We start from the raw sequence: 25,738 nt of genomic DNA on the forward strand, positions 1-25,738 counted from the left end.
GAGACACCGGTCGCGAACGATGCAGCGCTGCTACTGCGCGTCGACCTGCTGGATATCGAAGCCGATGCGGTTATCACTGCTGATGCGGAACTGCAGCGTTTCACCCGACTCGACCCGCGCCGCTTTTTCGCGCAGCAGACTGCCCTTGCCGCACAGCGTGTCGTCCTCAGGGTCCGATTCAATGCTGACGATGCGCATCCCGGCCGGCACATGCAAGTGCACCTGCTCGCCGACATGGATCCGCGCCGCCAGCCTGCGATCGACCATCACCGCCACGTAGCAGCCGCCGCCGCGAATGCCGAAGTCGCGGGTCACCACCAACTCGCCACCATTGGCCACAGGTGTCTGAAAGCCACGCAGTCGCTCCTCCGGCACTGGCGTGATGTCCTCCGGGTCCGCCTGCCAGGACGAGCAACCGGCCAAAGCCAACACAGGGATGAGTGCGAGCATCATGCGCATAAGGATTCTCCTGTCAGATAAGCGAAGCGGTGATGGTATGACAGGTGTGTTCGCTCACCGTGCGGAAATATGCGCTCACTTGGATCTAACGGGTCGACACCGGATGACTGCTGCCCGGATAAGGCCGCTCTTCTTCCAACGTCCCGTGGCGATCGTAGACCTCGACCGATGCGGTCTTGCCTTCCATCAAGCTATCCAGGCCGGTGAACATTTCATCCTTGGTCAGGGTTCGCAATACCGTTTCCTGGGATTGCTGATCGGTCAGCTCCCAGCCCATCGGGGTCGGGTTAACGTGATATTTGTCCATCTGGCACTCCTGGGTGTTGCGCAGTTTCGGCTGCGCAGGTCATTCAACTTCAGCCGCGGCTGTCTTGGTCGTCATCGATCTCGCTGTCGTCGAAATCAGGATCCTCGCCTGCTTCCTTCTCGCCAGCATCGGTCATGGTGACGTCCGGCAGGTCGTCGGCTGGCTTGTCCTGCTCACGCTGAGTCTGGTCGCTCTGGTTCATGGCTACCTCGTTGCGTTGGTGCGAAAGGGTCTAACCATTTGGAGCAACAGCCGGCCGATAGCGTTCGCCTGTTCAGACACCGGCGGTCCGATCAGCCCGCCTTGATCGAAAGAATCCAGCATCCTTCCCAACTTGCGATTGCAGCGCCCCCCGGACTCCACCACACTGCCGACAATCCAATCTTTGACCGGAGCTGCTGCCATGCCTGCCACCCAAACCCCGTCGCGCGACAGTATTCTGGCCGACCCGGATGCACTCAACTGCACCATCTACCGCGCTCACGAAACGGACCCGGATGGTGAAGAACGCGACATGGGCGACGCCCGCGTCATCATCACCGGGCAGTTCGAGCCGCCGCAGGAGTGGGATGCCAAGGCGCGGGCCGACTATTTCGACGGGATGCCGGAAGACGCTTTCTTCACCGCTGTATTCGCCAGCGAACCTGGCTCCGACTCAACAGGGTTCTTTACCGTCGAAGCCGACGATTATGCTGCCGTCACCGAACAGGACGGCAGCATCTCCATGTTCTACATCTGCGAGCGGCTGGACGACGACAGCTACGTGCTGCTGCGCGAGGAAGACGACGAGGAATAAGCCGCGTAGACAGCTACCGAACCCTCACCTCGCTAGCCGGGTCTGTCTTGTATAGGCAGACCCGTCGGCCATACCCGATACGCTGACTAACACCCCGCATACCATTCGCCGCAAAGAGGAATCGCATGAGCCCTCTGCACCGCCGCTGGCAATCCCCTGTCACACGAATGAAGCTGGTCGCCGGCCTTCTCCTGTTGCTCGCCGCGCTGCTCTACGTCATCGCAACCGCCATGGAGCCGCGTCACCCGGCCTGGGGCTACCTCGCCTCTTTTGCAGAAGCGGCAATGGTCGGTGCGATTGCCGACTGGTTCGCCGTGACCGCCCTGTTCCGTCACCCGCTCGGCCTGCCGATCCCGCATACGGCGATCATTCCGCGCAGCAAAGCGCGCATCGGGCGGAACCTGTCGACCTTCATCACCACTCACTTCTTGTCCACACCGATGGTGCTGGCCAAGCTCGAAGCACTGGATATCGGCGGCCGGCTCGCCAACTGGCTGCGCCATCCCGCTAATGCCGAAGCGGTTGGCCGCCAGCTCACCGGCATGGCGCGGTTCGGCGTCGAGTCGCTGCACGACGAGCGCGTGCAAGCGTTCGTACAGGCCAAGCTGATCAACCGAGCGCGCAAGGTCGATCTCGCACCGATCTGCGGTCAGGTGCTGGAAATGCTTACCCGACAGGGCAAACATCAGGCGATGCTCGATGAAGCGCTGATCAAGGTCGATGCGCTGCTGCAGGACGATGACACCCGTGCGCTGGTGGCCGATGCCATCACCGCTGAGGTCCGCACGCTGCGCTATCTGGGACTCGGCAAGGCGGTCGGCGGTTGGTCGGCGAACAAGTTCGTTGACGGCGTATCGGCTGTCATCGCCGAGATCGCCGGTGACCCTGAACATCCGCTACGGGAGCGCTTCGACGAGCATGTTGCGGAGTACATCAACCGGCTCAAGCATGACCCGGCTTATCGGCTGGAAGTCGAACGCATCGTCGCTCAGCTGCTTGAACATCAGGCGACCACCGATTACCTGCAGACGCTCTGGCGTGAGCTGACCGAGTGGCTGGAAGCGGATCTGGAGAGCGCGGATTCACGCATCGGCAAAAGGATCGTGCGCCTGACCCAGGGCTTGGGCGACTCGCTTTCCGCTGACACGTCCATGCGTACCTGGATCAACGAGCAACTGATGGCGGCCGCGCCCAGCCTGCTCGAGCGCTACCGCGGGCAGATCGGCAAATACATCACCCAGCGCGTGGAAAACTGGGAGAGCCGCGAACTGGTCGAGCAGATGGAACAGAGCGTCGGCAAAGACCTGCAGTACATCCGCATCAACGGCACGCTGGTGGGCGGGCTGGTCGGGCTGCTGCTGCATGCCTTGACTCAGCTGGCAGCTGGCTGAGCATTGAGCGAGCGCAGCGTGTCACAGATCTGACTGGCATTGGTCCCGTCGGTCAGCGGTCGATCCCAACGCAGCGTTGCAGGCTGGCCGTTCATGTACCACAGCCGATTGGCGAGCTGATCGGCGTCGCGCGCATCGTGGGTCACGCAGATCAGCGCCATCTGTGGCTGCCCTTCAAGCAGCCGGACAATCAGCTCGCGCAATTCGGCAGCGCGGTCCGGGTCCAACGAGGCAAAGGGCTCATCGAGCAAGAGCAGATCAGGTTTTACGGCCAGGCACCGAGCCAGCGAAGCGCGGCGCGCCATACCCAACGAGAGCTGATCCGGCAGACGATCACCAGCATCGCCCAGGCCGACGTCGGCCAGTAGCCGATCGATATCGCCCGCCTCCGCGCCAACCAGCTTGAGGTTCTGCCGCACCGTGTACCAGGGCAGCAGACGGTGCTCCTGAAACAGGTAGCCGACGCGCCGCCCGGATTGAAGACGGATCATCGGAGCCAGGCGTGGATCAAGGCCTGCGATGGCGTTGAGCAAGGTGGTCTTGCCGACGCCGGAGGGGCCCAGCAAGCAGATTCGATCCCCGCCCCGCACCTGTACGTGGATCAGCCCGAGCACCGGATGGCCTGCCGCTACGCCATCGATGCGCAGCTCAAGCATGCTGCATTCCGGCGTTGCGCCAGCTCGATGCGCGACGCTCCAGCGGCTGCAGCAGCGCCAGCTCGATCAGCTGTACGACGGCAATGAAGGCCAGGCTATAAGCCAATATGCTCGCCACATCGAAGACCTGAAACGCCATGTGCAGCTGAAAACCGACACCATCGGAGCGGCCCAGCAGTTCGACCACCAGGACGATCTTCCAGATTAGCGCCAGGCCCCCGCGGGTCGCCGCCATCAGATACGGAAACAGCTGTGGCAGCCAGACGTTCGCCACCCGCTGCCAACGGTTGAAGCCGTAGACCTGGGCCATTTGTTCCAGCTTCGGATCGAGGCTGCGCGCGCCTTCGCGCACCGTCACCGCCACGTTCGGCACTTTATTGATCACCACCGCCAGCACCGCTGCCGCTTCCACCAGACCGAACCAGACGTAGAGCAAGATGATGGTGACCAGCGCTGGCAGGTTTAGAAAGAGCACCAGCAGCGGATCGAGCACCGCGTTGGCGAACCGCGAGCGCCCCATCCAGACGCCCAGCAGCGCACCCAGCGCCATCGCAAGCGCAAAGCTGATCAGCACCCGGCGCAGGGTGACCAACAGATGATGAGGCAGCTCACCACTCTGGACGGCGAGCCAGAACGCATGAGCGACCTCAGCCGGCGAAGGCAGCAGCGGTGTGTCCACTGTCAGCGCAATGATGGCCCACACCGCGACCAACAGCGGCAGCGCAACCCAGCAGGCATAGCGCGAGCCGGTCATGGTTCGCTCGGAAACAGCGCCGCGGGCATCAGCTTTTCCGCCTCGGCGCCCGTCAGCAGCAACAGCCGATGCAGCGCAGCGATACGCGCCGCGTCCAGCGGTTGGGGGATGCCTTCGACAAAGCTGTCATGCAGCGCAGCGAACACCGCGTCGTTATCGGCCCGCATCAAGGGCCGGATTTCCTGCCAGAGATCGGGCTGACTCGCCAGCTGGTCCTTGGTCTCGCGCAACGCACGGGAGAAGCGCTGCAAGAGATCGTCGTGCTCACTGGCCCAGGCTTGCGGGAACAGGTAGCCGAGCACCGGGAGATCGGGGTCAAGACCCAGCGTTCCAATCAGATCCGCCAGACCGAAGGCAATACGCACACCGCCCTCACCACGCAGGCGCGCCGAGAAGTGCCAGAAGGTCAGCAGCGCATCCACCTGGCCACGCCGCAACGCCTGGCTGAGCAGGGGCGGCGCCGCGTACTGCACCGTCGCCTCGCGGGCCAGGTCAATCCCCTGCCCCGCCGCCACCTGCTGCAGCAGTTGCCAGCCAAGCCCGTCCGGCCCACCAGCGACCCCAATGCGCTTGCCGCGCAGGTCGGCCAGGGTGCGAATAGGGCTGCCATCGTTGACCAACACTTCACCGATCTGCGAGGAAAACGGCAGGTAGCGATACGCCATCCCAGCCTCGTAGCGCGCCTGTGCCCAGAGCAGGTCGCTTACCGCGCCGTCCACGCTGCCGCTGCTCAGCGCCAGACGCGACGCTGGCAAATCAGCCACCAAACGCACCTCGAGATCGAAGCCGTTGGCCTTGTCCAACCCGTGACGCTTGAGATGGTCGAGTTCCCAATGCGGCGTGCCGAACTGCAACACGCTAAAGGTCAGCACCGGCAGCGGTTGCGCCTCGCCCTGCGCCTGAACGAACAACGGGACTACCGCGAGCAGAACCACACGCCCGCATCGAAGCGCTGCGAGGCATGCACGAGCGAAAGACAAGGTGAGGAACCACGGAGCAGGCTTCATGCCCGCAGGGTACGAAGCCTCACATCAGCCACGAATAGTACTTTGGTGTTTCTTCGCTGCTGCGATGGTCGCGGCTGCAACCGGTGCGGCAGCGATGCCAGTTCAGGTGCCGATCAGTGCTCGCTCTCGGCAAGCTTGCTTACCAGCCGCGCCTGCAGCTTCTCCAGCTCTGCCAGATCGGCCTTACCCGCCGCGTGAATGCCGAGCCCCTCGCCCGAATAGCGCGGGACGATATGCACATGGATGTGAAAAACCGTCTGCCCCGCCGGCGCACCGTTGAACTGCGCCACCTGCACGCCATCGGGCTGCAACTCCTCGACGATCACACGCGCGAGCTTCTGCACCACCGCCATCATCTTGCACAGCGCATCGGTATCCACATCGAGGATGTTGCACGCGGCGGACCGCTTCGGAATCACCAGCGCATGCCCGTAGGACTGCGGAAACAGATCCAGGAAAGCGAGTACATCGTCATCCTCGTAGAGCTTGTAGCAAGGCGCATCGCCGCGAATGATCTGGGCGAAGATGTTTTGTGGGTCGTAGGGGGTAGTCAGGGACACGTGCGGCGCTCCATGGCAGGGGTTGGAGTCCAAACCATAGCGGGCACCAATGCCCATGCAAAGCGGCGGATCCAACAACGTCACTCTGACAACCGACTTAATCAGGCGCCCAAGCGCGCGTGCCACACTTCAACCAGACAGCAACGCGCAGAGACTGCGGCTGTCCGAATCGAAAGCGGCCAAGACGCGCTGCCGCAATACGACGCCCTGTTTCCATCGCCGACGTCCCCCTCAGGAGGAACCGATGCACGATCTATCCGCCTTCACCATCACCCAGAAATGGCCTGCCAGTTACCCGGATCGTCTGCAGTTGTATTCGCTGCCCACGCCCAACGGGGTGAAGGTGTCGATCATGCTGGAAGAGACCGGTCTGCCCTACGAGGCGCATCTGGTCAGCTTCGAGAGCGGTGACCAGCGCTCAGAAGAATTCCTTTCGCTGAACCCGAACAACAAGATTCCGGCGATCCTCGATCCCAACGGCCCGGACGGAGAGCCGCTGGCATTGTTCGAGTCCGGTGCGATTCTGCTGTACCTGGCCGAGAAAACCGGTCAGTTGATGCCGGAGAACGCCGCAGCCCGCTACGAAACGATTCAGTGGCTGATGTTCCAGATGGGCGGCGTTGGCCCGATGTTCGGCCAGCTCGGTTTCTTTCATAAGTTTGCCGGCAAGGATTACGAAGACAAACGTCCGCGCGACCGTTACGTCGCCGAAGCCCAACGCTTGCTGGGCGTGCTGGAAAAGCGCCTGGAAGGTCGCGAATGGATCATGGGCGGGCGCTACAGCATCGCCGATATCGCTACATTCCCGTGGGTCCGCGGGCTGGTGGAGTTCTACGAAGCGCGTGAACTGGTGGAGTTCGAGCGCTTCGTCAACGTCCAGCGGGTACTGGATGCCTTCGTCGCCCGGCCAGCGGTGGCCAAGGGGCTGAATATTCCACCGCACGGGTGACGCTGGACTAGGGTTGACGGAGTGGATCGCTTATCGGGGGCGGCTGTTGGCTGACCTCGCCACAACAAAACCGTGAGGTGACGGTATGGCAGGCAACAGCTTCCGACTCAGACCGCGCTCCCCGGATGCCCACTGTCGAGAACCGATGCAGCGTCACGAACGCTGGGCCAGGCGTCTAGTGGCCGCGATCTGTCTGGCCAGCCTGTGCACGAGCGCTCAAGCACAGCTGACGGCTGCGGAGTCCGACCCGGTCAAGTTGGGCTGGATGCAGGGCTTTCCGCCTCCTGCTGAAAAACTGATCGGCCAGCCGGATTCGAACTACTTCAGCTTTCCCAAGCTTCGCTGGACCGTGTGCCATATCCGCGAGCTGCTGCCTACCGAGGCCGTCAGCCGAGGCCTGGATGCACCGGCGCCGTTACGCCAATCGCTCGACAGCAGCATCGATGCCGTCAGGTTTATCCCCCTCGGCACCCGCGAGCCGATGACGTGGGAACAATCACTGGCAGCGAACTACACCGACGGCATCATCGTGCTGCACCAGGGCCGTGTGGTGTACGAACGCTACGCCGGCTGCCTCAACGAGCAGCGCAAGCACGCCGCGATGTCGATGACCAAGTCCCTGACCGGCCTGCTGGCCGAGATACTGGTTGCAGAAGGCACGCTCGATGATCAGGCCATGGTGGCAAATCTGGTTCCCGAGTTGGCCTCCAGCGCTTTCGGTGATGCCACCGTACGGCAGGTCATGGACATGACCACGGCGCTCGACTTCAGCGAGGACTATGCCGATCCCAACGCCCAGATCTGGAGTTACAGCGCGGCGGCGAACCCATTGCCCAAGCCTGCCGACTACAAAGGGCCGGTCGGTTATTACCAGTACCTGCAGACCGTCGCCAAGCGCGGTACCCACGGTGAGGCGTTCGGCTATCGGACCGTCAACAGTGATGCACTGGGTTGGATCATCGCCCGCGTGTCCGGCAAGGCGGTCAGCGAACTGGTCTCCGAACGGCTCTGGCAGCACCTGGGCACCGAGCAGGACGCTTACTACACCGTGGATGCACTGGGTACACCGTTTGCCGGTGGTGGTCTGAGCGCCGGCCTTCGGGACATGGCCAGGCTCGGGCAGTTGATGCTCGATGAGGGGCAACACGACGGAGCGCAATTGTTCCCTGCAGAAGTCGTTCGGACCATTCGCACCGGGGGCGATAAGCAGGTGTTTGTCAAAGCCGGATACAAGACGCTACCAGGCGGCAGCTATCGGGCGATGTGGTGGGTGCTGCACAACGCCAATGGCGCTTTCGCCGCTCGCGGTGTGCACGGGCAAACCCTCTACATAGACCCGACAGCCGAAATGGTGATTGCCCGATTCGCCTCCCACCCCTCGGCGAAGAATGCGGACAATGACCCCACTTCGCTGCCGGCCTATCAGGCGCTGGCCGACCATCTCATGGAGAAAGCAAAGCGCTGATCAGATGGGGCGCAGCCTGTTGCGCCCCGTCTTCAAATGACCTTGGCCGCACGTCCGATGAACTGGATCGGCCCGGTCGGCAGCCCGGTTGGCGAGCCGGTCGGCTGTTCCAGCGTCAATTCGAATAGCTGGTTGGGCTGCAACGGCGGCAAATCGTCGAGGCGAATCCTTACCGGCTCACCCGGCTTGACCAAGCCGAGGGACACCGGCGCCTGCCAACCTTCGGCCTTGGTCCAGAGTTGCAGGGCCTTGTCCGGCGGCAGTTCGGTAACGCCCAGCGGTATCAGTTCGATTTCACGTGTTTGATTGCTGGCCTGCACGACCCAACCCGGTGAAAGGTCCTGCGGGGTGGCGAGCACAACGAGCCAGGTCGGCGACGGCGTGGGCGACAGGCGTGTCAGTAACACGACCCCGAGCACCAGCGTGGCGGCCATGCCGGCTGCAGCAAAACCACGCCACAGCGCCAGGCTCTCCCACCAGCTGTTCGGGCGGGCGGGTACAGCCGGAGCGGCCTGGCGACTCGTCTCGTCCAGGCTGCGCTCGATTCGATTCCACAGGCGCGGCGAGGGCGTTTGCGGTTCGACCAGATCGGTCAGGCAGAGCAGCCGCGCTTCCCAGTAATCGACTGCTGCTTGCAACTCAGGCTCCACGGCAAGGCGCTTTTCGACCGCTTCCCTGTCTTCCGCAGAGAGGGTTCCAATTACATATTCGCCGGCGAGTTCGTGCAGGGCCTCGTTCGGATCCTTGGGTTCGTTGTTCATCCGATGCACTCACGAAGGGCGGTCAGGCTGCGGCGAATCCAGGCTTTTACCGTGCCCAGTGGCGCACCCAGGCGCTGGGCGATTTCCTGATGCGAATAGCCGTCGACGTAGGCGTGAAACACGCAATTGCGACGCACCGGTTCGAGTTGTTCGAGACAGGCTTCGATCCTGCCGGGGTTTACCCGCCAATCGAAGGCGTCGGTTTGTTCCTGCCAACCGTCGATGGCGGCGTGCTCCATGTCGCCCTCCTCGTCCGGTTCCATCTGGACGTGGCGAGCGTTGTTACGTACGGCATTGAGCGCCAGATGGCGGGTCAGGCTGAAGATCCAGCCGCGAGCCGAGCCACGCGCCTGGTCGTAAGTACCGGCCTTGTTCCAGATGCGGATGAAGGCGTCGTGAACGATGTCTTCGGCCAGGGCCACATCTCGCACGATGCGCTGAACGACGCCGAGCAGTCGCGGGCTTTCCTGCTCGTAAAGCTGCTGCAATGCAGATCGTTCGCCACGTGCGCAAGCGCGCAGGGCCGCTTCGTAATCGAACAAGGGGGGTTGCGACACGGTATCTGCCATCCGCTGGTTATCGACACCCCCGACGCATACGGGCCGGGGAGTCAGAGCATAGAGGCGATCAGCGCTCATATCGAGCGGCTTTTCACCCACTGCGCGTTGCTCACTTGTTGGCCCAGAACAGATAGTCGGCCTGGTAATCAACGATCTGGCGCTCGCCCTCGTTGGCCGCTGCGCATGTTTTGGCCGGTGCTACGCCACCCTTGGTCGCGACGCGCTGGACGTAGGTGACACCTGTCATGGCGCCCTTACCTTCAGCCGGGTTGGCCTTGACCAGCTGATGAGGAATGTTGCCGTCGCTGGACGGGGCAATGGCGACCTGAGTACCGGTCACCTTGGAGCCGTCCATCGCTTCCCAGGTTGCAGGTGGGCCGTAGTATTTGCCGACCTGCTTACCGCTGCGGTCGTTGAGCGCCGCCTTCGGCCCCATGAAGACCCAGGCCATCTGGCCGGGCATGTCGGTCTTGGCTTGGCATTCATAGGTGATTTGGCCGACGCCGACCGTTTCCATGGCGACCTTGTGGCCGTCCGGTACGCGCACGGCTTCAGGTACGTCCATCTGGGCGAAAGCGCTGACAGAACAGCCAATGGCCAGTGTCAGACCGGTCAGGCAGAGGATCTTTTTCGCGTCCATTTTGGTGTCTCCGGGTAGTGATCGGTTGGGCGGCCAAGCAGCCGCTACCTGTACTACCCGTCAGGCAGACGATTGGATGCAATGAGTTTGAAAAATAATCTGCTTAGCTTTGCGCATGACCAGTCGCGCCGATGCCGAACTGCCTTTCTACATTCGTAGAGAACACGCGATGCCCTATCTGACCACCCCGGAATTCCCGACCGTCGATCAGCAAGCTATGACGCACTCAGTGCAACGCTCGCATCGAGTGGCCCGCCGTCCGGCATCCTGTTTCACTCATGTGCTGCCGTACCCCATGGCTGGCGCATCACCGATCTTTGGGAGAGCGCAACCGGTTTCGATCGGTTCGTCGACGTATCGCTCCTGCCCGCCACCCGCGCATTGGGCTGGCCAGAGCCGTCGCGCAGGGAATGTATCGCCACGTATCACGCAGGCATGGTTCATCGCTGAATGAAGAATCGCTCCCTGAAGAAAAAGACGTTTGGTTGTCGATTTGGCTGGGCTCGGAACGACTAGGGATCAGTGCCAGCGGATGCGTTGACGCCGACGTGGCCGTCCTTAACTCACAGAGGAACCGAAGCGATGCGATTCATGGTGATGATCAAGGCCAACGCGCAAACCGAAGCGGGCGAGATGCCCAGCGAGGATGTTCTTGCAGCCATGGGCCGTTACAACGAAACCCTGGCCAACGCGGGCGTGCTACTTGGTGGCGAAGGCTTACACCCCAGCAGCCGAGGTGCGCGGGTGCGTTTCGACGGCGGCCAGTGCTCGGTCGTGGATGGCCCCTTCCTCGAAACCCGCGAGCTAATTGCAGGTTTCTGGCTATTCCAGACGGCTTCGTTGCAGGACGCCATCGATTGGGTAAAGCGCTGCCCGGTATCGGCCGTCGGTGAGTCGGAAATCGAAATCCGACAGGTGTTCGAAGCCGAGGACTTCGGGGCGGAATTCACCGCCGAATTACGCGAGCAAGAAGAACGCCTACGCGCGCAAATCAACCACTAACCGCACTAGGAGAATCGAATGAAGATTACCCCTTACCTCACCTTCGACGGTCAGGCACGTGACGCCTTTACGCTGTATCAGCAGGTACTCGGCGGCGAACTGGAAATGATGACTTTTGCACAAGCGCCTGACGCTGGTCACTTCCCGGCGGAACATCGCGACCGAATCATGCATGTCTGTCTGAGCCTCGGCGAATTCTCGCTCATGGCGTCGGATACCATGCCGGAAGATCCCGCTTGTGGCGGAGGACCATACGAAGGCATTAAGGGTTGCTCGATCTCATTGCACCCCGAAAGCATCGCCGAGAGTGAACGCCTATTCGCAGCGCTTTCGGAGGGCGGGCAGGTCGTAATGCCCCTGGGGAAAACTTTCTGGGCCGAGCGTTTCGGCATGTTTATCGACCGCTTCGGCGTGTCCTGGATGATCAACTGCGCTTAGTGGCAAGCAGCCATTCCCTCGACTCATTCGAACAGATTTGTCCAGTCTTATAGCAGCGAAATTATCTAAAAAACCCGTTGACAGATAATTTTATGCACATAAGACGTCGTCGGGTTGGATCTGCTCGCGAGGGTGTGGCAAGCGGCAGACTAAACAAACCTAAGTCTTTGATTAAAAAGGCTTTATAAATAATGAGTAAAAACTCGTCGATCTGTTCTGAGCCGCGCCAGATGGGCGTTTGAGCAAGTCATCCAATATATGTTCACAGTGTTATCCACAGCTTTTGTGGATAACACACCACTCCCCAAGCACACCGGGGCTTAGCGGTCGCCGGCCACGCCCTTACCCTTTAATTGTTACAGTTTTGCCGACCATGCCGTGGAGCCTTTCGGGGGACTCAACCGGGGAAGCTACCTCGGCTTTTGCCGACGTGTTGCCGATTTGGCTATGTACGCTCGTCGTGGCGGTAGTGCTATTTCCCCAGTGCGTTGGTTCGCTGCGCTGAAGACGCGACGACGGATATCACGCCTTCACGGTTGTGACCACGGACAAGGGGTTGCAAGCCGTACGGGATGGGCAGGTGCTTTCACCCGACCCTATCTACCTGTCCAGTCAGCGAGCCGTGCGGACTGAACGCGCAAGCAACGGCCTGATCAGGTCAGTGGCCTCGACGGCGGAGGCCTAGCAGCATCAACACCAAGCCTGCCCCCAAAAAGCCGGGCGCCATCCATAGAAAGGTTTTCGTCTCCGACGCAAGGCCAATCGCCAGGCAAGCAACTCCTGAGACGAGCAGAGGGATGGCCGGCGTAAGATAGGACATCGTGTGGCGCTGCATGGTCGGCTCCTGAGGGATTGGGGACAACATTAACCGATACGAAAGGAGCGCTAGTCAACGAGCGTCAGGGAATCGAGCAAGGCCCGCATGTCCTGCCAGTGCGTGCCTTCCCAGAAAATCCGATCACATTGATCGCAGCCCAAAAAACGCTCATGGCGCGCCTGCACCCGCGGCGGCACACGATCGAGTATGGCCTCCTTGTCCACCGGATGCAGTGGTACGTTGCAGCTCAGACACAGGCTGAAGGGCCGGGCATGGCTGGCCAGATCGAACCGTTGGTACAGTTCGCGTAGCTGGTCTTGAGGTTTGATTGCATGTACGTAGCAGCCGTGCAGCACCAACCGATGCATCAGCAGCGCACGGTCGCGGGTCAGCAGCGCCCGGCGTTCACGGTTGGCCAGCTCTGCCATTGCCGCATCTTCAAAATTGTTGTCGTAGAGGGTGTCGAAGCCAGCCATTCGCAGCAGCCGCGCCAGACCTCCGAGGTGGGCATCGGCCACGAAGCGGGGCGGACCCGGCGGCAAGGGTTCAGTGGCGGTCAGGGAGCCGATATCCAACTGTTCGAACTTGGGATACACGGCGACTCGGTCACCCGCCTCGATTGGCCAGTCGAGGCCAGCCGGCGCGCCATTGACTAGGACTAGCGCCACCTCGATATGCGGTACGCCGAGCGCTTCGATCATGTGCTTGGTGGTGGCCGACTCGGCGCAGGAACAGCGAAACGCCTGCCCGCGACGCTCGACGGCAAGGAATGCGTTCAACCTGGCATAGAAGCGAAACGTTGCATTCGTCATGGTATCTGGGCACCGCCAACCGCGCATGCTCTGCCAAGAATTGCGCGGCGCGTGTCACTCCCGAAAAAGCGATAGGTCAGATTAGCTTATAGCCGATCATCGCCAACATGACTGCCAAGCAAGGTCGTAACACCGCTTCCGGCACGCGGCCGGACAGGTTGCTGCCCAAATAAATGCCCGGCAACGATCCTATCAGCAGGTAGCTCAGGATGGTCCAGTCCATGTTGCCCATGCTGGCGTGACCCAGCCCGGCTACCAGCGTCAAAGGCACCGCATGGGCGATCTCAGTCCCCACCAGGCGGCGCGTGGCGAGCAAGGGGTAAAGGAAGAACAGCGCCACTGTACCCAGCGCACCCGCGCCTATCGAAGTCAGGGTGACCATTGCGCCAAGCACAACGCCCACAGCTACGGTCAGGATGTTCAACCCGCGCTGCGACAGCCTGGGTGTCGGGCCCGACAAGCGAGCTGCCACAGCGAGCAGTTGCTTCTTGAACAGCACAGCCAGCGCCGTGAGTACCAGCACGATGCCAAGGGAGTGTTTGATGATCGCGTTGAGCGCATCCTGGTCCGTGTGCAGCCCTTTCAACAGCCACAGCGTCAGCGCTGCGGCCGGCACGCTGCCCAGCGCCAGCCAGCCGGTAATGCTCCAGTCGATATTGCGATTCTTCTGGTGTACCCAGACGCCGCCGGCTTTGGTAATCGCTGCGTAGAGCAGGTCGGTGCCCACGGCCGCAGCCGGGTTGACGCCGAACCACAACAGAATCGGCGTCATCAGCGAGCCGCCGCCTACACCGGTCATGCCAACGATAAAGCCAACCAGCAGGCCGGCTACAACAAAGCCGATTACACCGAATTCCATGCGAACGTCCGATTCAAGGCACACAGGCCGCGTCAAAGGCCAGCAGCATAACGGTCCGAACTAGCAATCCTTAATATAAGTTCGTGCTTTCTTAGTAGCTAAAAGATATATGAACCCGGCAAGGTGCCCCGGTCGGGTGTAGGTTTATCAGCCGGCACTCGGCCGCCATACTGATGCGACGACTAGGCACGAGCATTACCATGGACTTGATCTTCCTTGGCACTTCTTCCGGCACGCCGACTAAGGCCCGCAATGTCAGCGGCGTAGCGCTGCTGGAGGACAGCGGCAAAGGCTGGTATCTGATCGATTGTGGCGAAGCTACCCAGCATCAATTGCTGCATACGCCGCTGACGCTGCATGGCTTGCGAGCCATTTTCATCACCCACGTGCACGGCGATCACTGCTACGGCTTGCCGGGTTTGCTCGCCAGCGCCGGCATGGCACGGCGCCAGGAGCCGCTGGATATCATCGCTCCGCGGGCGATCGAAGACTGGGTACGTGCCACGCTGGACATGAGCCAGAGCTGGCTACCCTACGAACTGAGGTTTCACGCCACCGAGTCGTTCGACGGCTGGTGCAGCTCGCAGATGCGCGTCGAGGCCACCGCCCTTTCCCATCGGGTCCCGAGCTGGGGTTACAGCTTCACGGAAAGCCGTCCCGATCCTAGCCTCGATGTCGACAAGCTCGACCGCGACGGCGTGCCGCGCGGCCCACTCTGGGGCGCTCTGATGCGCGGCCATGACATCGAACATGAGGGACGCACGCTGCGTAGCGAGCACTATCTAGTGTTCAGTCGTGCACCGCGTCGTGTCGTTATAGCGGGCGATAACGACCAGCCCGAACTTCTACGCGAGGCCTGCCAAGGCGCGCAACTGCTGGTCCACGAAGCGACCTATACCCAGGCCATCGCCGAAGCCGGTAAAGCTGATTTTGGCCACAGCACAGCCGCGCAGGTCGCCGCATTCGCAGCGTCGGTCCAGCTGCCGTATCTGGTGCTAACACACTTCAGCGCGCGGTATCAAGGCGCACCGAACAGAGGCTTATCAATAAACGACATCCGCGTGGAGGCAGCAGAGCATTTCAGCGCGAACTTGATTTTGGCCGAAGATCTGTTGCGGATCAGGCTGGACAAGCAAGGTCAGCTGCAACGGGTGGAACGGCTTAGCAAAGATGCGCGAGAAGCAGCCGTGAGCCGGCCAGGCGGCTCGTAGCATAGGGGCGAGGCGGGAAACTATAACGGAGAGCGTAAAGCCAACCGACAACCACTAACGATAATCTCTATCATTTACATTTAGTTTACACACCGCTATCGTCGCCTCCTCTTCCACTGGAGATGACACCGTGCCATCAAATGTAACCCGTCTATTGCCGCTGCTCAGCGTGCTTGCAGCTCCGGCTGTTTACGCACAATCCGCTTCCCCGCTTGAGCTTCCTGCCACCGCAGTAACCGGTGCCCGCGAAGAAGCGAGCTATAAGCCCGAAGAGAGCAGGACTGCCCTGAAAATTGACGCTCCGCTGCGCGATATTCCGCAGTCAGTCAATGTGGTTCCCCAGAGCGTGCTCAGGGACCAAGGCGCCGACTCCCTCGAGGATGCGCTGAAGAACGTACCGGGCATCGGCCTGAGCAACGGCGACGGGCAACGCGACCAGGTCACCATCCGTGGCTTCAGCGCCATTGGCGACCAGTACATCGATGGCATTCGTGATGACGCGCTTTACTACAGGGACATGTCGAACATCGAGCGCGTGGAGGTGCTCAAGGGGCCGGCGGCAGTACTTTATGGTCGTGGCTCGTCTGGCGGCCTGATCAACAGCGTGACCAAAAAACCTACATTCACGCCAGAGCAGGAAGTGGGTGTCAGCTTCGACAGCGAAGGAAAACGGCGCACTCAGTTCGATGCCGGCTGGGCCGATCAGGAGCAGAAAAACAAGGCGTTTCGTGTAACCGGCGCGCTGGAAGACAGCGACACCTTCCGCGAAAACGGTTTTCTGGAACGCAAGGCCCTGGCGCCGTCTGCCTACTTCCAGCTCTCCGACGATCTGGAGATCAACATCGGCGCGTCATATCTGTACGACAAGCGTCTGATCGACTTCGGCATTCCGGCACTCAACGGCCGCCCGGTCGATGTGGACCGCGATAAACGCTTCGGTTCGGTCGACGCGGATCAGGACTACACCCGCAGCGAAGTCTTCTCGCTGACTGCCGGTATCGATTACCGCATCAATGATGCCTTCACGCTGAGCAATACCAGCCGCTATTACCATTACGACCTGGACCGCAACAACACCCTGGCTCACACCGACGCCAACCGCTTCGTCACTGCCCCGGACGGTACCCTGCTGGTCAAGCTCAAGCGCGGCAATGTGCAGCGTAAAGAGGATGGATGGTTCAACCAGACCGAGCTGAAACAGAACGCGGTCCTCGCTGGAATGAATCATCAATTGCTTTACGGCGTTGAGTTCGGACGTCAAGAAAAGGACCAGCAGTTTTTCAACCAGGATGATGTAGCGAGGGTGCCTGTTTATGGCGATGCGCTACAACCGGTGCCGTCTCAGGCCAACCGGAAGACCGGCGACGGTCTCAATACGCAGGAAACTACAGGCCTCTACATCCAGGATCTGATCGAGCTGTCGCCACACTGGAAAGCGTTGTTAGGCGTGCGTTACGACGAGTTCGACCAGACCTTCCGCGACGACCTCAACGGCAAGACCGAGCTGGAGCGTACCGATTACACGCTGAGCCCGCGGGCGGGTCTGGTCTGGCAGCCGGATGACAGGCAGTCCTACTACCTTTCGGTCAGCCAGTCCTATCAGCCCTCAGGCGAAATGTTCCAGGTCAGCGCAGCCAACGTGGAACTGGAGCCTGAGGAAACCACCAACTACGAGATCGGCGCTAAATGGAACCTGTTGCAGGATCAGCTCACGTTGACCGCAGCGGTATTCCGCCTGGAGCGTACTCAGATCAAGACCACCGACCCAGTCAACCCGGCCAAGCTGGTACTGGCGGGTGAGCAACGCACTGACGGGTTCGAAACCACCTTCATGGGTCAGGTCTCGGACAACTGGCAGCTCTATGGTGGCTATGCCTTCCTGGATGCGGAGATCACCAAATCGAACAGCAAGACCAACGGTATTGCCAACGAGGGCCAGGTGCCGACGCTCACACCGCGCCACAGCGCCAACCTGTGGGCGGTGCGCTCACTCACTCCCGACTGGCGTGTTGGCATGGGCGCCAACTACGTCGGCAGCCGGTACACCTCGCTGGATAACGAAACCGAGTTACCCGGCTACACCACATTCGATGCAGCGCTGTTCTATCAGCAAGAGCAATGGGATGCGGCACTGCGCCTGTTCAACGTCTTCGATAAGGAGTACTACGCCTCGGCCCATGGTTCGGTCGACCTGATTACCTCTGGCGCGCCGCGCACCCTTGAGCTGAGCGCTAACTACCGATTCTAAACGCCCTTCGGATACCCGAAACAAGCGAGGCGCTTGTTGATAAGCGCCTCGTTTTATTAGCGGCCTATGCCACCGTCAGCACTGGTCCGGCTTGCAATGTTGCGGGCTGCTTAGGGTGCGCCTGAAAAACAATGACGGCCTAAAGAACAGCCGCGACTGCAACGCTCTACGGTCAAGCCTCCACCTGGCTCCACTGCTTGTTCAAGCGCTTGTCCGATACCGCCATCTTCGTGCCCAGCTGCTGGGCCCAGAGCGACACGCGATACTCCTCCAGCATCCAGCGGTACAGCACCAGTTCCGGATCGCGCTTGCCTTCCTGCTGATGCTTTTTCAACCGCGCCTGGTACTGCTCCCAGTAGCCAGCCAATTCGCCGGACCACACCCGATCACGCTGCAGCTGCGCGCCGATCTTCTCAAAGCGCTGTTCGACGGCTTTGAGATAGCGCGGGTATTCCTTGAGCCATTCGCCCGGTGTTTCGCGAACGAAGCCGGAATAGACCAGATTGCCCAGCTGCGCCTTGATGTCGTTGAGCGCAACCGCCTGGGCCAAGTCGATCTTGCCCTTGAAGCGCTTCTGCAGGCCATGCCAGATCTTGAGGATGTCCAGCGTCAGGCGGGCCAGACGTTCAGCATGGGACGCCCAGTCGCCACGCTTGCGTTCCGCCAATGACGCAAGCGCAGCACCATCGCGTGGCAGTTGCGCTTCGCCGTCGAGGATGCAGCTGTCGAGGCTGGCCAGAAGGATGTCCTCGACCAGCGCATCGATCTTGCCCATGTCGCGGTACAGCAACGCCAGCTCGGTCAGTCCCGGCAGCTTGTTGCGCAAGTACTTGGCCGGTTCGGCCAGTTGCTGCAGCAGCAGTCGTTGCAGGGCGCGGCGGTGCTGATAGTCGGCTTCGGCCTGGGTCGGGAAGCGGCCTTCTTTGACCACCCCGCCCTCTTCCACCAGTGCCGGGTAGACGGTCATGGACAGCCCCGCCATTTTCGCCTGGGCTTTTTCCGCCACCTGGGCGAAGCCCTTGGCCTCCACCGGTTTCTGTTCAGCCTTTTGCTGCGGGGGCGCCAGTGCGGCCTGGCTCGCCTCGTTGAAACGCGCAGTCAGTTCGGCAAGATCACGCCCTTCGCCGAGAAACTTGCCGCGTGCGTCGACAACCTCGATGTTCATTTTCAGATGACTTTCCAGGCCCGCTGCGGCTTCGCTCCAGGCCTCGTCCGGAACCCGTGCGCCGGTCATGCGCAGCAGCTCGCGACCCAGCGCCTCAGGCAGCGCGCCCTCCGCAAAGCTGACTTTCGAGAGTGCCGCCTTGACGAAGTCGGGCACCGGCACGAAGTTCTTGCGGATTGCTTTCGGCAGGTTGCGCACCAGCGCCACCGCCTTTGCCTCGATTAGCCCTGGCACCAGCCAGTCCAGCCGTTCGCTGCGCAACTGCGGCAGCAATGGCGCCGGAACACGCAGAGTCACGCCGTCGCGCGGATGGTTGGGTTCGAAATGGTACTCCAGCGGCAGTTGCAGCTCGCCGATGCGCAGATGATCCGGATACATCGCCGCCGTGACTTCGCTGGCATCACGCGCCAGCACGTCTTCGTCGCGCATGATCAGCAGCTGCGGATCGTTGACACTCTCGCGCTTGTACCAGCTTTCGAAACTGGCGGTCTGGTAGATGTCCTGCGGCACGCGAGCGTCGTAGTAGGCGAACAGCGTGTCTTCATCGGCAATGATGTCGCGTCGCCGCGCCTTGGCTTCCAGCTCGTCGAACAGCTCCAGCAGCTCGCGGTTGGCGGTGAGTGCCCTGGCGCGACTGTGCATCTCCCCGCGCACCAGGCCTTCGCGAATGAACAGCTCCCGTGCGGCAGGCGGGTCGATAGGCCCGAAATGCACCGGGCGCCGCGCCACCACGATCATGCCGTACAGGGTGACCTGCTCGAAGGCCACCACCTGGCCGCGCTTCTTCTCCCAGTGCGGCTCGAAGTGGTTGGTCTTGACCAGGTGCTTGGCCAGCGGCTCGATCCAGTCCGGCTCGATCTTCGCCACCATGCGGGCGAATAGCTTGGTGGTTTCGACCAGTTCCGCCGCCATGATCCAGTTGGGCTTCTTGCGCCCGATAACGCTGGACGGGTGCACCCAGAAGCGCCGTTGCCGCGCGCCGAGAAAGTCGCCCTCCTCGGTCTTGTGCCCGACCTGGCTGAGCAGGCCGGACAGGATCGCCTTATGGACGGCCGCGTAACTTTTGGCCTTCTGCGCAGCCTCGTTGGCTTCGGCTTGCTCGGCCAGCTTGACGTTAACCTTCTTGTCCTTGGTCAGGGCTATCTGATCGGCAGAGGCGCCTTTGCCGTCATCCTTGTGGAAGCCCGATTGCTGGCGATCCTTATCAGCGATGGCCTGATCGCCAGCAAGCTGGCTCCTACGGTTGTTCGCGTTATCGTTGAGCTTCAACTCCCGCACGATAAGCGTCAGTTGCCGATGCGCATCACGCCACTCACGAAGGCGGAGATAGTTGAGGAAATTCTTCCGGCACCAGGTGCGCAACGGATTGGAACCCAGCGCCTGACGCTGTTCCTCGAAGCCGCGCCAGATATTGATCAGCGCGGCGAAGTCCGAATCCGGATCTTTCCACTGCGCATGAGCCTGATCAGCCTGTTGCTGGCGATCGGCCGGGCGCTCGCGTACGTCCTGCACCGACAGCGCGCTGGCGACGATCAGCACCTCGGCCATGCTGCCCAGCTGCGCTGCTTCAAGCAGCATGCGGCCCAGGCGCGGGTCGATGGGCAAACGCGCCAGCTGTCGGCCCAGCGGTGTCAGCTGGTTTTCGCGATTGACCGCTGACAGTTCCTGCAACAGGTTGAAGCCATCGCTGATCGCCCTGCCATCCGGCGGCTCGATGAAGGGGAAATCCTCGATCTGGCCAAGGCGCAGATGCAGCATCTGCAGGATGACCGCCGCGAGGTTGGTGCGCAGGATCTCCGGATCGGTGAATTCGGGCCGGCCGAGGAAATCCTCCTCGCTGTAGAGGCGAATGCAGATGCCCGGCTCGACCCGCCCACAACGGCCTTTGCGCTGGTTGGCGCTGGCCTGGGACACAGCCTCGATGGGCAGACGCTGCACTTTTGCGCGATAGCTGTAGCGGCTGATGCGCGCCGTGCCCGAATCGATCACGTAGCGGATACCGGGCACGGTCAATGACGTCTCAGCCACGTTGGTTGCAAGCACGATCTTGCGACCGGCCGCGGGGCGGAAAATCTTCTGCTGGTCGGCCGGCGTCAGCCGCGCATACAGAGGTAGTACCTCGGTGAAACGTAGGTTCGCCTTGCGCAGTACCTCGGCGGCGTCACGAATCTCCCGCTCGCCCGGCAGGAATACCAGCACGTCGCCGGGGCGCTGGCCGACGCTTTTTTCATGCGCCTCGATTTCGTCCAGCGACGCCAGAATGCCTTGGTCGACAGTAAGATCGTCCTCGACCCGGTTGCCGTCCTCGTCAGTCTCTGCAGCCAGCGGGCGATACCAGGTTTCGACCGGGAAGGTTCGGCCGGACACCTCGACGATGGGCGCGCCATTAAAGTGCTCGCTGAAGCGCTGCAGATCGATGGTCGCCGAGGTGATGATGACCTTGAGATCCGGCCGCCGTGGCAGCAAGGTCTTGAGGTAGCCGAGCAGGAAATCGATGTTGAGGCTGCGTTCGTGGGCCTCGTCGACAATGATGGTGTCGTAGCGCTCAAGGAAACGGTCGTGCTGGGTTTCGGCCAGCAGGATGCCGTCGGTCATCAGCTTGATCAGCGAGCTGTCTTTGCTCTGGTCCTCGAAGCGGACCTGATAACCCACCAGCTCACCCAGTGGCGTACCGATTTCCTCGGCTACCCGCGTCGCGACGCTGCGTGCAGCCAGTCGACGCGGCTGGGTATGACCGATCAGCCCGTGTACACCACGTCCGATTTCCAGGCAGATCTTCGGCAACTGGGTGGTCTTGCCAGAACCCGTTTCCCCAGCAATCACCAACACCTGGTGCTTTTCCAACGCAGCCTTGATCTCCTCGCGCTTGGCGGCAATCGGCAGGCTGTCGTCGTAGCGCATGGTCGGCACGCTCTGCCGCCGCGCAGCGGCCTTGGCGGCAGAGGCGTGGAAACGTTCAAGCCACTGGGCGAGGCGCTCGTCTTCGAGCGGTGCATCGCCAACTTTCTTGCGCAGGTCATGCAGCTGACGCCGCAAGCGATGGCGATCGGCGTACATCGCCTGGTCGAGGTTTTTCAGGAGTTGATCAAAGGCGGGCGTTGCGTCGGTCATGGACAGCCGTAAGCGATAGCGTGAAGGCCGCGATTGTCGCAGATTTGGCCGGCTGGCCGTAGGGAAAGGGTCTGATTGAAAGACCGCGCCGGCTGACCGGCGCGGATTTCAGGTGGTTAACGGATCCAGTGGCCCCAGCGAGATTTCTCCTGCACTTGCTGAATGCGCATCGTGCCGATGCTCTGCTCAGCCGCTGCGGCTATCTCGTCATCGATCACCTTGGTCGACAGCGACAACCAGCTGGTGGTGAAGGCCAACGCATCGCCGTGCAACTCCAACGCCTCGGTGGAGATATTGCTGAGGTCGTCACACTCGGAGTGGTAGCACGGATCGTATGCCAGCCCGGCGGTACCGCCATAGCGCTGGGCCTGCTCCACGCTCTTGATGTCTTCGGCACCGGTGAACAGCCCACCGAACGCAATGCCGTCATCGAAGAACTGAGCATAGTCGGAGCGGAAGTCGATCTCAGTGCCTTCGGACGGCGCGTTGCGCAGCTGGAAGTAGGAGCGGAACAGACGCTCGATAGCCCCCGAACCGGGTGGGCCTTGCAGACCGAAGTCCGAGCCGTCGCCGTCATAGATGAAGTTCGCGTAATTCGGCGAACCGATCATGTCGACGTTCAGGTAAGCCTTGATCTGCTGCTTTTCCTCCTCCGGCAATTGGTTGACGTAGTAGGTCGAGCCGACCAGCCCCGATTCCTCGGCGCCCCACCAGGCGAAGCGCACCTTGTTAAGCGGGTAAGCCCTGCTCATCAGCGTTGCCATTTCAAGCAGCGCAGCACTGCCGGAACCGTTGTCATTGATGCCGGCCCCTTCGAACACCGAATCCAGGTGCGCACCGACCATGATTACATTGTCAGGATTGCCCCGACGGGTCTCGGCCAGCACGTTGTAGGTTTCGGTCCGCTCGCGTACCACGTCGACGTTCATGCTCAGCTGCAGCCCCTCGGTCCCAGCCCAGGTCACGCCGTTTTGATAAGTGGAAAACAGCACCGGGATGCCGCCGTCGTAGTCTTCACCCAAGGTGGCAACCAAGAGCCCCTTACGGTCCTCGGTATCTCCCTGATTGAAGATGATTGCTCCTGCTGCCCCGGCCGCTGCTGCATTGGTTGCCTTCTGGCCAAACGCACAGGCGCCGCGCTGCATCAGGGCAATGGCGCCGGCAGGGAAGCCTGCAAAATCTTCCGGCTCGCACCCGCTGGTGGAGGTGTTGCCCAGGCCGAGGGCAAGGTCGACCGGAACGACCGGGGCGGTCACGGTCCCGGGGTCGGTCTGATCGGCATAGGTGAAGTCTTCCTCCCAGGTGTACTGCACGGTTTGGGGCGCTACCGCAGCGAGTGAGCCTGGCCCTTCCGGGTAGAACGCGAGGAAGGGAAAGCTCTGCACCCTTACGCGATAACCGGCGCGTTCGAGTGTGGTCCGCACGTAGTCGACCGACGCCTGATAACCAGGCTGACCAGACGCGCGATTGCCGTTGTTCAGGGAGGCGATGTCCTGCAGGTTCTGCAGGTGCGTCATGATGTTACTGGCCTGCATACAGCGCGGCAGACCAAGCGGCGTGCCGACCAGCAGCGGTGTGCGACAAACCCTTGAGTCGGGCTTGCCCGGACTCCAGTAATCGTCAAACGCAGGAATTTCTGCTGTGGGTGCAGCCAAGGCTGCGGTGGAAGCTAGTAAAGCGAAAGAAGCAACTACCCGACGTGCATTGTTTTTCTTTTGCATGGGTAACTCATCCTTGCAACGAGATTGATGGGCAGGCCGCAAAATGGCATGCGCCATCGTCCCCTACGGCTTTAAGCGGACGCGGCCATAGGGGACTAGACCGGAACGGTTACGTTCCGGTTCTCGCTCTCCAGCCGGACGGCAGCACCATCCGTCGCCTCGCCGGAACCTGTCTCGATGTACTTCGCGCGGACCACGCCAGCGCTTGGAAGGGACGTGCATAAGGATCAATGGAACCGCAGCGGGACTTGCCCGCGCTGCGTTCAAATGTGCAACAGGTCAAACGCGGAACTGCCCGACCAATCCTTGAAGGCGTGCGCCCAACCCATCGAGTTCACGTGCGGTCTTAGCGCCCTCGGCGGCATCGTTGGCAACACCATCGACCGCATCGGCGATGTGGTGAACGCTGCGGTTGATTTCCTCGGCTACCGCGGTTTGTTCTTCTGCGGCGCTGGCGATCTGAGCGTTCATCGAGTTGATGGTGCCGATCAGCGCAGCGATTGCATCCAGCGATTCGCCTGCCTGATTGGCCTGCTCACGTGTGGCCTCGCCCTTCTCGCCAGCGCGCCGCATGGTGCCTACGGTATGCGAGGTGGCGCTCTGCAGCCGGTCGATCATGTTCTGGATCTCGCCAGTGCTCTGTTGGGTACGACTGGCAAGGGCCCGCACCTCGTCTGCGACCACGGCGAAGCCTCGGCCAGCTTCCCCGGCGCGGGCCGCTTCGATCGCCGCGTTCAGGGCTAGCAAGTTGGTCTGCTCGGCAATCGCACGAATTACATCCAGCACACCGACAATGCCCTGCACGTCCCGCTGGAGCCCTTCGAGCGAAGAGCCACTGTCCCGCAGTTCACCCACCAACTCATGAATCTGCTCGATGCTGCGGTCAACCACCTGCTTGGCCGCCAGGCCTTGCTGGTCGGTCTCTTGCGCCGCTTCCGCCGCCCGCTGCGCGCTCATCGCCACTTCGTGTGCGGCAGCCGACATCTCGTTGATCGCTGTAGCCACCTGATCGGTCTCATGCCGCTGATCAGCCATGGCTTGCTCAGAACGCTGCGCCTGGCTGGCAACCGCACCGACCAGACCGGTCAGTTCGGTAGTAGTACCTGCAACCTGTTGTACCAGGATGTGGATCTTCTCAACGAAACGATTGAAAGATCCGGCCAGCTCGCCAAGCTCATCACGGCTCGTGACCGGCAACCGATGGGTCAGATCGCCGTCTCCGGCGGCCATGTCATCTAGATTGCGCTTGACCAACAGCAGCGGTCTCAGGATGGCATTGCTCAGGAACAGCGCCAGCCCCGCGATCAACACCAGCAGTACGGCAGCTGAGCCGAGCATGATGGTCGTCATACGATCGATGCGTTGTTGAAACGCCATGCGCGCCGCCTGCACGTCCCGCTCGACCCCATCAAGGTTTAACGAGGTGCCGAACGCAAGCTTCCACTTAGGAAGGTATTCGGCATAGCCGATCTTTGGCACCACTGCCTTGCTATCCGGCATTTCAAAGCTGTAGTCGACGAAATGTGTGCCGTCCTGACCAGCCTTAACCAGCTCGCGAATCGCATAGACACCATTGGGGTCCTGGTATCCAGAAAAGCTCTCGCCGATCTTTTCACGTGTGTCGCCCTGAAAAACTCTCACCGCCTGGTCGTCGTAGCCCCAGAAATAACCATCGGTGCCATATGAGAGTGCTTCGAGAAGCCTGACTGCCTCGGCTCTCGCGGCCATGTCACCGTCGGCAGAACGGTCGTAGAGCGCACCAACTGCATTGCGCGCCACTTCCACGTAATGCTTGAGCTCGGCGCGGCGATCCCGCGTAAGGCTTTCCCGAGCGTTGCTCTCCTGCTGCCTTGCTAGGTCGTTCAGTTCATAGACTGCGATGCTACTCAGCACCACGGCCAACATGAGCGTCGGCACCAACCCCAGCAGCAGCAACTTCACTCGTAATCGAAGGTTGGAAATCATCGACTTGACCCCACTATTTACATGGATTAATACCGGCATTGTGACAAGTAACAGGCGCGCCAGACAGCAGCCAAAGGTCGCATG

Annotated in this window: 23 protein-coding genes and 1 pseudogene; 8 read left to right on the plus strand and 16 right to left on the minus strand. The window is 61.3% G+C overall.

From position 1 onward, the window contains the following. Positions 1–30: 30 nt before the first annotated feature. From RT21_RS09150 to RT21_RS23805, 3 genes are all read right to left on the minus strand, one after another. Entirely contained in the window at positions 31–459 is a 429-nt protein-coding gene (locus RT21_RS09150; RefSeq protein ID WP_046162496.1) for a 3-isopropylmalate dehydratase, read from the minus strand. Between the two features lie 85 nt (positions 460–544). Beyond that, positions 545–766, minus strand: coding sequence for a hypothetical protein (locus RT21_RS09155; protein WP_045425167.1), 222 nt, complete (start codon positions 764–766; stop codon positions 545–547). Between the two features lie 49 nt (positions 767–815). Continuing rightward, positions 816–968 carry a hypothetical protein gene (locus tag RT21_RS23805; RefSeq protein ID WP_164863226.1) on the minus strand — a complete coding sequence of 51 codons (153 nt, stop codon included), beginning with the start codon at positions 966–968 and terminating at the stop codon, positions 816–818. 201 nt (positions 969–1,169) lie between these two features. Between RT21_RS23805 and RT21_RS09165 the strand changes: the two genes are divergently transcribed. Next, positions 1,170–1,562: a hypothetical protein gene (locus tag RT21_RS09165; protein ID WP_046162498.1), complete on the plus strand. Its 393-nt coding sequence runs from the start codon at positions 1,170–1,172 to the stop codon at positions 1,560–1,562. A gap of 125 nt (positions 1,563–1,687) precedes the next feature. After that, positions 1,688–2,953 carry a DUF445 domain-containing protein gene (locus RT21_RS09170; protein ID WP_046162499.1) on the plus strand — a complete coding sequence of 422 codons (1,266 nt, stop codon included), beginning with the start codon at positions 1,688–1,690 and terminating at the stop codon, positions 2,951–2,953. Here the strand turns inward: RT21_RS09170 and RT21_RS09175 are convergent. The 4 genes from RT21_RS09175 to RT21_RS09190 all read right to left on the minus strand — a co-directional run bounded on the left by RT21_RS09175 (position 2,935) and on the right by RT21_RS09190 (position 5,930). Continuing rightward, positions 2,935–3,609: an ATP-binding cassette domain-containing protein gene (locus RT21_RS09175; protein WP_046162500.1), complete on the minus strand. Its 675-nt coding sequence runs from the start codon at positions 3,607–3,609 to the stop codon at positions 2,935–2,937. The two genes, RT21_RS09170 and RT21_RS09175, sit on opposite strands and share 19 nt — an antisense overlap. Continuing rightward, on the minus strand, positions 3,602–4,363 hold the full coding sequence (locus RT21_RS09180; protein WP_045425160.1) for an ABC transporter permease: 762 nt from the start codon (positions 4,361–4,363) through the stop codon (positions 3,602–3,604). Before RT21_RS09180 ends, RT21_RS09175 begins: the two co-directional genes overlap by 8 nt. Then, a complete protein-coding gene (locus RT21_RS09185; RefSeq protein WP_082082140.1) occupies positions 4,360–5,370 on the minus strand; it encodes an ABC transporter substrate-binding protein in 1,011 nt (336 codons plus the stop codon). The genes RT21_RS09180 and RT21_RS09185 overlap by 4 nt, the downstream gene beginning before the upstream one ends. Before the next feature lie 113 nt (positions 5,371–5,483). Then, on the minus strand, positions 5,484–5,930 hold the full coding sequence (locus tag RT21_RS09190; RefSeq protein ID WP_046162651.1) for an HIT family protein: 447 nt from the start codon (positions 5,928–5,930) through the stop codon (positions 5,484–5,486). A gap of 244 nt (positions 5,931–6,174) precedes the next feature. On the opposite strand from RT21_RS09190, the gene RT21_RS09195 reads away from it, so the two are divergent. Beyond that, positions 6,175–6,879, plus strand: a complete 705-nt coding sequence (locus RT21_RS09195; RefSeq protein WP_046162502.1) for a glutathione S-transferase N-terminal domain-containing protein — start codon at positions 6,175–6,177, stop codon at positions 6,877–6,879. 145 nt (positions 6,880–7,024) lie between these two features. Beyond that, on the plus strand, positions 7,025–8,344 hold the full coding sequence (locus RT21_RS09200) for a serine hydrolase domain-containing protein (protein WP_046162503.1): 1,320 nt from the start codon (positions 7,025–7,027) through the stop codon (positions 8,342–8,344). A 32-nt stretch (positions 8,345–8,376) separates the two neighbouring features. On the opposite strand, the gene RT21_RS09205 is transcribed toward RT21_RS09200, so the two are convergent. From RT21_RS09205 to RT21_RS09215, 3 genes are all read right to left on the minus strand, one after another. Further along, the gene (locus RT21_RS09205) at positions 8,377–9,105 is read right to left on the minus strand and encodes an anti-sigma factor (protein ID WP_046162504.1); all 729 of its coding nucleotides are present in this window, start codon (positions 9,103–9,105) and stop codon (positions 8,377–8,379) included. After that, entirely contained in the window at positions 9,102–9,662 is a 561-nt protein-coding gene (locus RT21_RS09210; RefSeq protein ID WP_335743690.1) for a sigma-70 family RNA polymerase sigma factor, read from the minus strand. Before RT21_RS09210 ends, RT21_RS09205 begins: the two co-directional genes overlap by 4 nt. 112 nt (positions 9,663–9,774) lie before the next feature. Then, positions 9,775–10,305: a DUF3455 domain-containing protein gene (locus tag RT21_RS09215; protein ID WP_046162505.1), complete on the minus strand. Its 531-nt coding sequence runs from the start codon at positions 10,303–10,305 to the stop codon at positions 9,775–9,777. A 582-nt stretch (positions 10,306–10,887) separates the two neighbouring features. On the opposite strand from RT21_RS09215, the gene RT21_RS09220 reads away from it, so the two are divergent. Then, complete coding sequence (locus RT21_RS09220) at positions 10,888–11,307, plus strand: YciI family protein (RefSeq protein WP_046162506.1); 420 nt, start codon at positions 10,888–10,890, stop codon at positions 11,305–11,307. 18 nt (positions 11,308–11,325) lie between these two features. Next, a complete protein-coding gene (locus RT21_RS09225; protein WP_046162507.1) occupies positions 11,326–11,745 on the plus strand; it encodes a VOC family protein in 420 nt (139 codons plus the stop codon). Positions 11,746–12,630: 885 nt separating this feature from the next. On the opposite strand, the gene RT21_RS09230 is transcribed toward RT21_RS09225, so the two are convergent. Then, a complete protein-coding gene (locus tag RT21_RS09230) occupies positions 12,631–13,374 on the minus strand; it encodes a Mut7-C RNAse domain-containing protein (protein WP_046162508.1) in 744 nt (247 codons plus the stop codon). 76 nt (positions 13,375–13,450) lie between these two features. Then, positions 13,451–14,233 (minus strand): sulfite exporter TauE/SafE family protein, encoded by a 783-nt coding sequence (locus tag RT21_RS09235; protein ID WP_046162509.1) that lies wholly within the window; start codon positions 14,231–14,233, stop codon positions 13,451–13,453. A 200-nt stretch (positions 14,234–14,433) separates the two neighbouring features. Between RT21_RS09235 and RT21_RS09240 the strand changes: the two genes are divergently transcribed. After that, positions 14,434–15,444 (plus strand): ribonuclease Z, encoded by a 1,011-nt coding sequence (locus tag RT21_RS09240; RefSeq protein ID WP_046162510.1) that lies wholly within the window; start codon positions 14,434–14,436, stop codon positions 15,442–15,444. A 130-nt stretch (positions 15,445–15,574) separates the two neighbouring features. Continuing rightward, positions 15,575–17,692 (plus strand): TonB-dependent receptor, encoded by a 2,118-nt coding sequence (locus RT21_RS09245; RefSeq protein ID WP_046162511.1) that lies wholly within the window; start codon positions 15,575–15,577, stop codon positions 17,690–17,692. Between the two features lie 172 nt (positions 17,693–17,864). Here the strand turns inward: RT21_RS09245 and hrpA are convergent, their stop codons facing one another. From hrpA to RT21_RS24415, 4 genes and pseudogenes are all read right to left on the minus strand, one after another. Next, positions 17,865–21,968, minus strand: coding sequence for an ATP-dependent RNA helicase HrpA (gene hrpA / locus RT21_RS09250; RefSeq protein ID WP_046162512.1), 4,104 nt, complete (start codon positions 21,966–21,968; stop codon positions 17,865–17,867). A 116-nt stretch (positions 21,969–22,084) separates the two neighbouring features. Then, the gene (locus RT21_RS09255) at positions 22,085–23,689 is read right to left on the minus strand and encodes a M28 family metallopeptidase (RefSeq protein ID WP_046162513.1); all 1,605 of its coding nucleotides are present in this window, start codon (positions 23,687–23,689) and stop codon (positions 22,085–22,087) included. 279 nt (positions 23,690–23,968) lie between these two features. Then, positions 23,969–24,724, minus strand: a complete 756-nt coding sequence (locus tag RT21_RS24410; RefSeq protein WP_371263606.1) for a methyl-accepting chemotaxis protein — start codon at positions 24,722–24,724, stop codon at positions 23,969–23,971. A 102-nt stretch (positions 24,725–24,826) separates the two neighbouring features. Next, positions 24,827–25,693 (minus strand): annotated as a pseudogene (locus tag RT21_RS24415) (cache domain-containing protein); the annotation flags it as partial. Positions 25,694–25,738 lie beyond the last annotated feature (45 nt).

Source organism: Pseudomonas sp. 10B238 (assembly GCF_000970615.1).
Lineage (GTDB): Bacteria > Pseudomonadota > Gammaproteobacteria > Pseudomonadales > Pseudomonadaceae > Stutzerimonas.

What these genes read in the sequence shown, in the direction of transcription:
- RT21_RS09150 (WP_046162496.1), bottom strand. Translation starts at nt 459, where the DNA reads ATGCGCATGATGCTCGCACTCATCCCTGTGTTGGCTTTGGCCGGTTGC.
- RT21_RS09155 (WP_045425167.1), bottom strand. Translation starts at nt 766, where the DNA reads ATGGACAAATATCACGTTAACCCGACCCCGATGGGCTGGGAGCTGACC.
- RT21_RS23805 (WP_164863226.1), bottom strand. Translation starts at nt 968, where the DNA reads ATGAACCAGAGCGACCAGACTCAGCGTGAGCAGGACAAGCCAGCCGAC.
- RT21_RS09165 (WP_046162498.1), top strand. Translation starts at nt 1,170, where the DNA reads ATGCCTGCCACCCAAACCCCGTCGCGCGACAGTATTCTGGCCGACCCG.
- RT21_RS09170 (WP_046162499.1), top strand. Translation starts at nt 1,688, where the DNA reads ATGAGCCCTCTGCACCGCCGCTGGCAATCCCCTGTCACACGAATGAAG.
- RT21_RS09175 (WP_046162500.1), bottom strand. Translation starts at nt 3,609, where the DNA reads ATGCTTGAGCTGCGCATCGATGGCGTAGCGGCAGGCCATCCGGTGCTC.
- RT21_RS09180 (WP_045425160.1), bottom strand. Translation starts at nt 4,363, where the DNA reads ATGACCGGCTCGCGCTATGCCTGCTGGGTTGCGCTGCCGCTGTTGGTC.
- RT21_RS09185 (WP_082082140.1), bottom strand. Translation starts at nt 5,370, where the DNA reads ATGAAGCCTGCTCCGTGGTTCCTCACCTTGTCTTTCGCTCGTGCATGC.
- RT21_RS09195 (WP_046162502.1), top strand. Translation starts at nt 6,175, where the DNA reads ATGCACGATCTATCCGCCTTCACCATCACCCAGAAATGGCCTGCCAGT.
- RT21_RS09200 (WP_046162503.1), top strand. Translation starts at nt 7,025, where the DNA reads ATGCAGCGTCACGAACGCTGGGCCAGGCGTCTAGTGGCCGCGATCTGT.
- RT21_RS09205 (WP_046162504.1), bottom strand. Translation starts at nt 9,105, where the DNA reads ATGAACAACGAACCCAAGGATCCGAACGAGGCCCTGCACGAACTCGCC.
- RT21_RS09215 (WP_046162505.1), bottom strand. Translation starts at nt 10,305, where the DNA reads ATGGACGCGAAAAAGATCCTCTGCCTGACCGGTCTGACACTGGCCATT.
- RT21_RS09220 (WP_046162506.1), top strand. Translation starts at nt 10,888, where the DNA reads ATGCGATTCATGGTGATGATCAAGGCCAACGCGCAAACCGAAGCGGGC.
- RT21_RS09225 (WP_046162507.1), top strand. Translation starts at nt 11,326, where the DNA reads ATGAAGATTACCCCTTACCTCACCTTCGACGGTCAGGCACGTGACGCC.
- RT21_RS09230 (WP_046162508.1), bottom strand. Translation starts at nt 13,374, where the DNA reads ATGACGAATGCAACGTTTCGCTTCTATGCCAGGTTGAACGCATTCCTT.
- RT21_RS09235 (WP_046162509.1), bottom strand. Translation starts at nt 14,233, where the DNA reads ATGGAATTCGGTGTAATCGGCTTTGTTGTAGCCGGCCTGCTGGTTGGC.
- RT21_RS09240 (WP_046162510.1), top strand. Translation starts at nt 14,434, where the DNA reads ATGGACTTGATCTTCCTTGGCACTTCTTCCGGCACGCCGACTAAGGCC.
- hrpA (WP_046162512.1), bottom strand. Translation starts at nt 21,968, where the DNA reads ATGACCGACGCAACGCCCGCCTTTGATCAACTCCTGAAAAACCTCGAC.
- RT21_RS09255 (WP_046162513.1), bottom strand. Translation starts at nt 23,689, where the DNA reads ATGCAAAAGAAAAACAATGCACGTCGGGTAGTTGCTTCTTTCGCTTTA.
- RT21_RS24410 (WP_371263606.1), bottom strand. Translation starts at nt 24,724, where the DNA reads ATGGCTGATCAGCGGCATGAGACCGATCAGGTGGCTACAGCGATCAAC.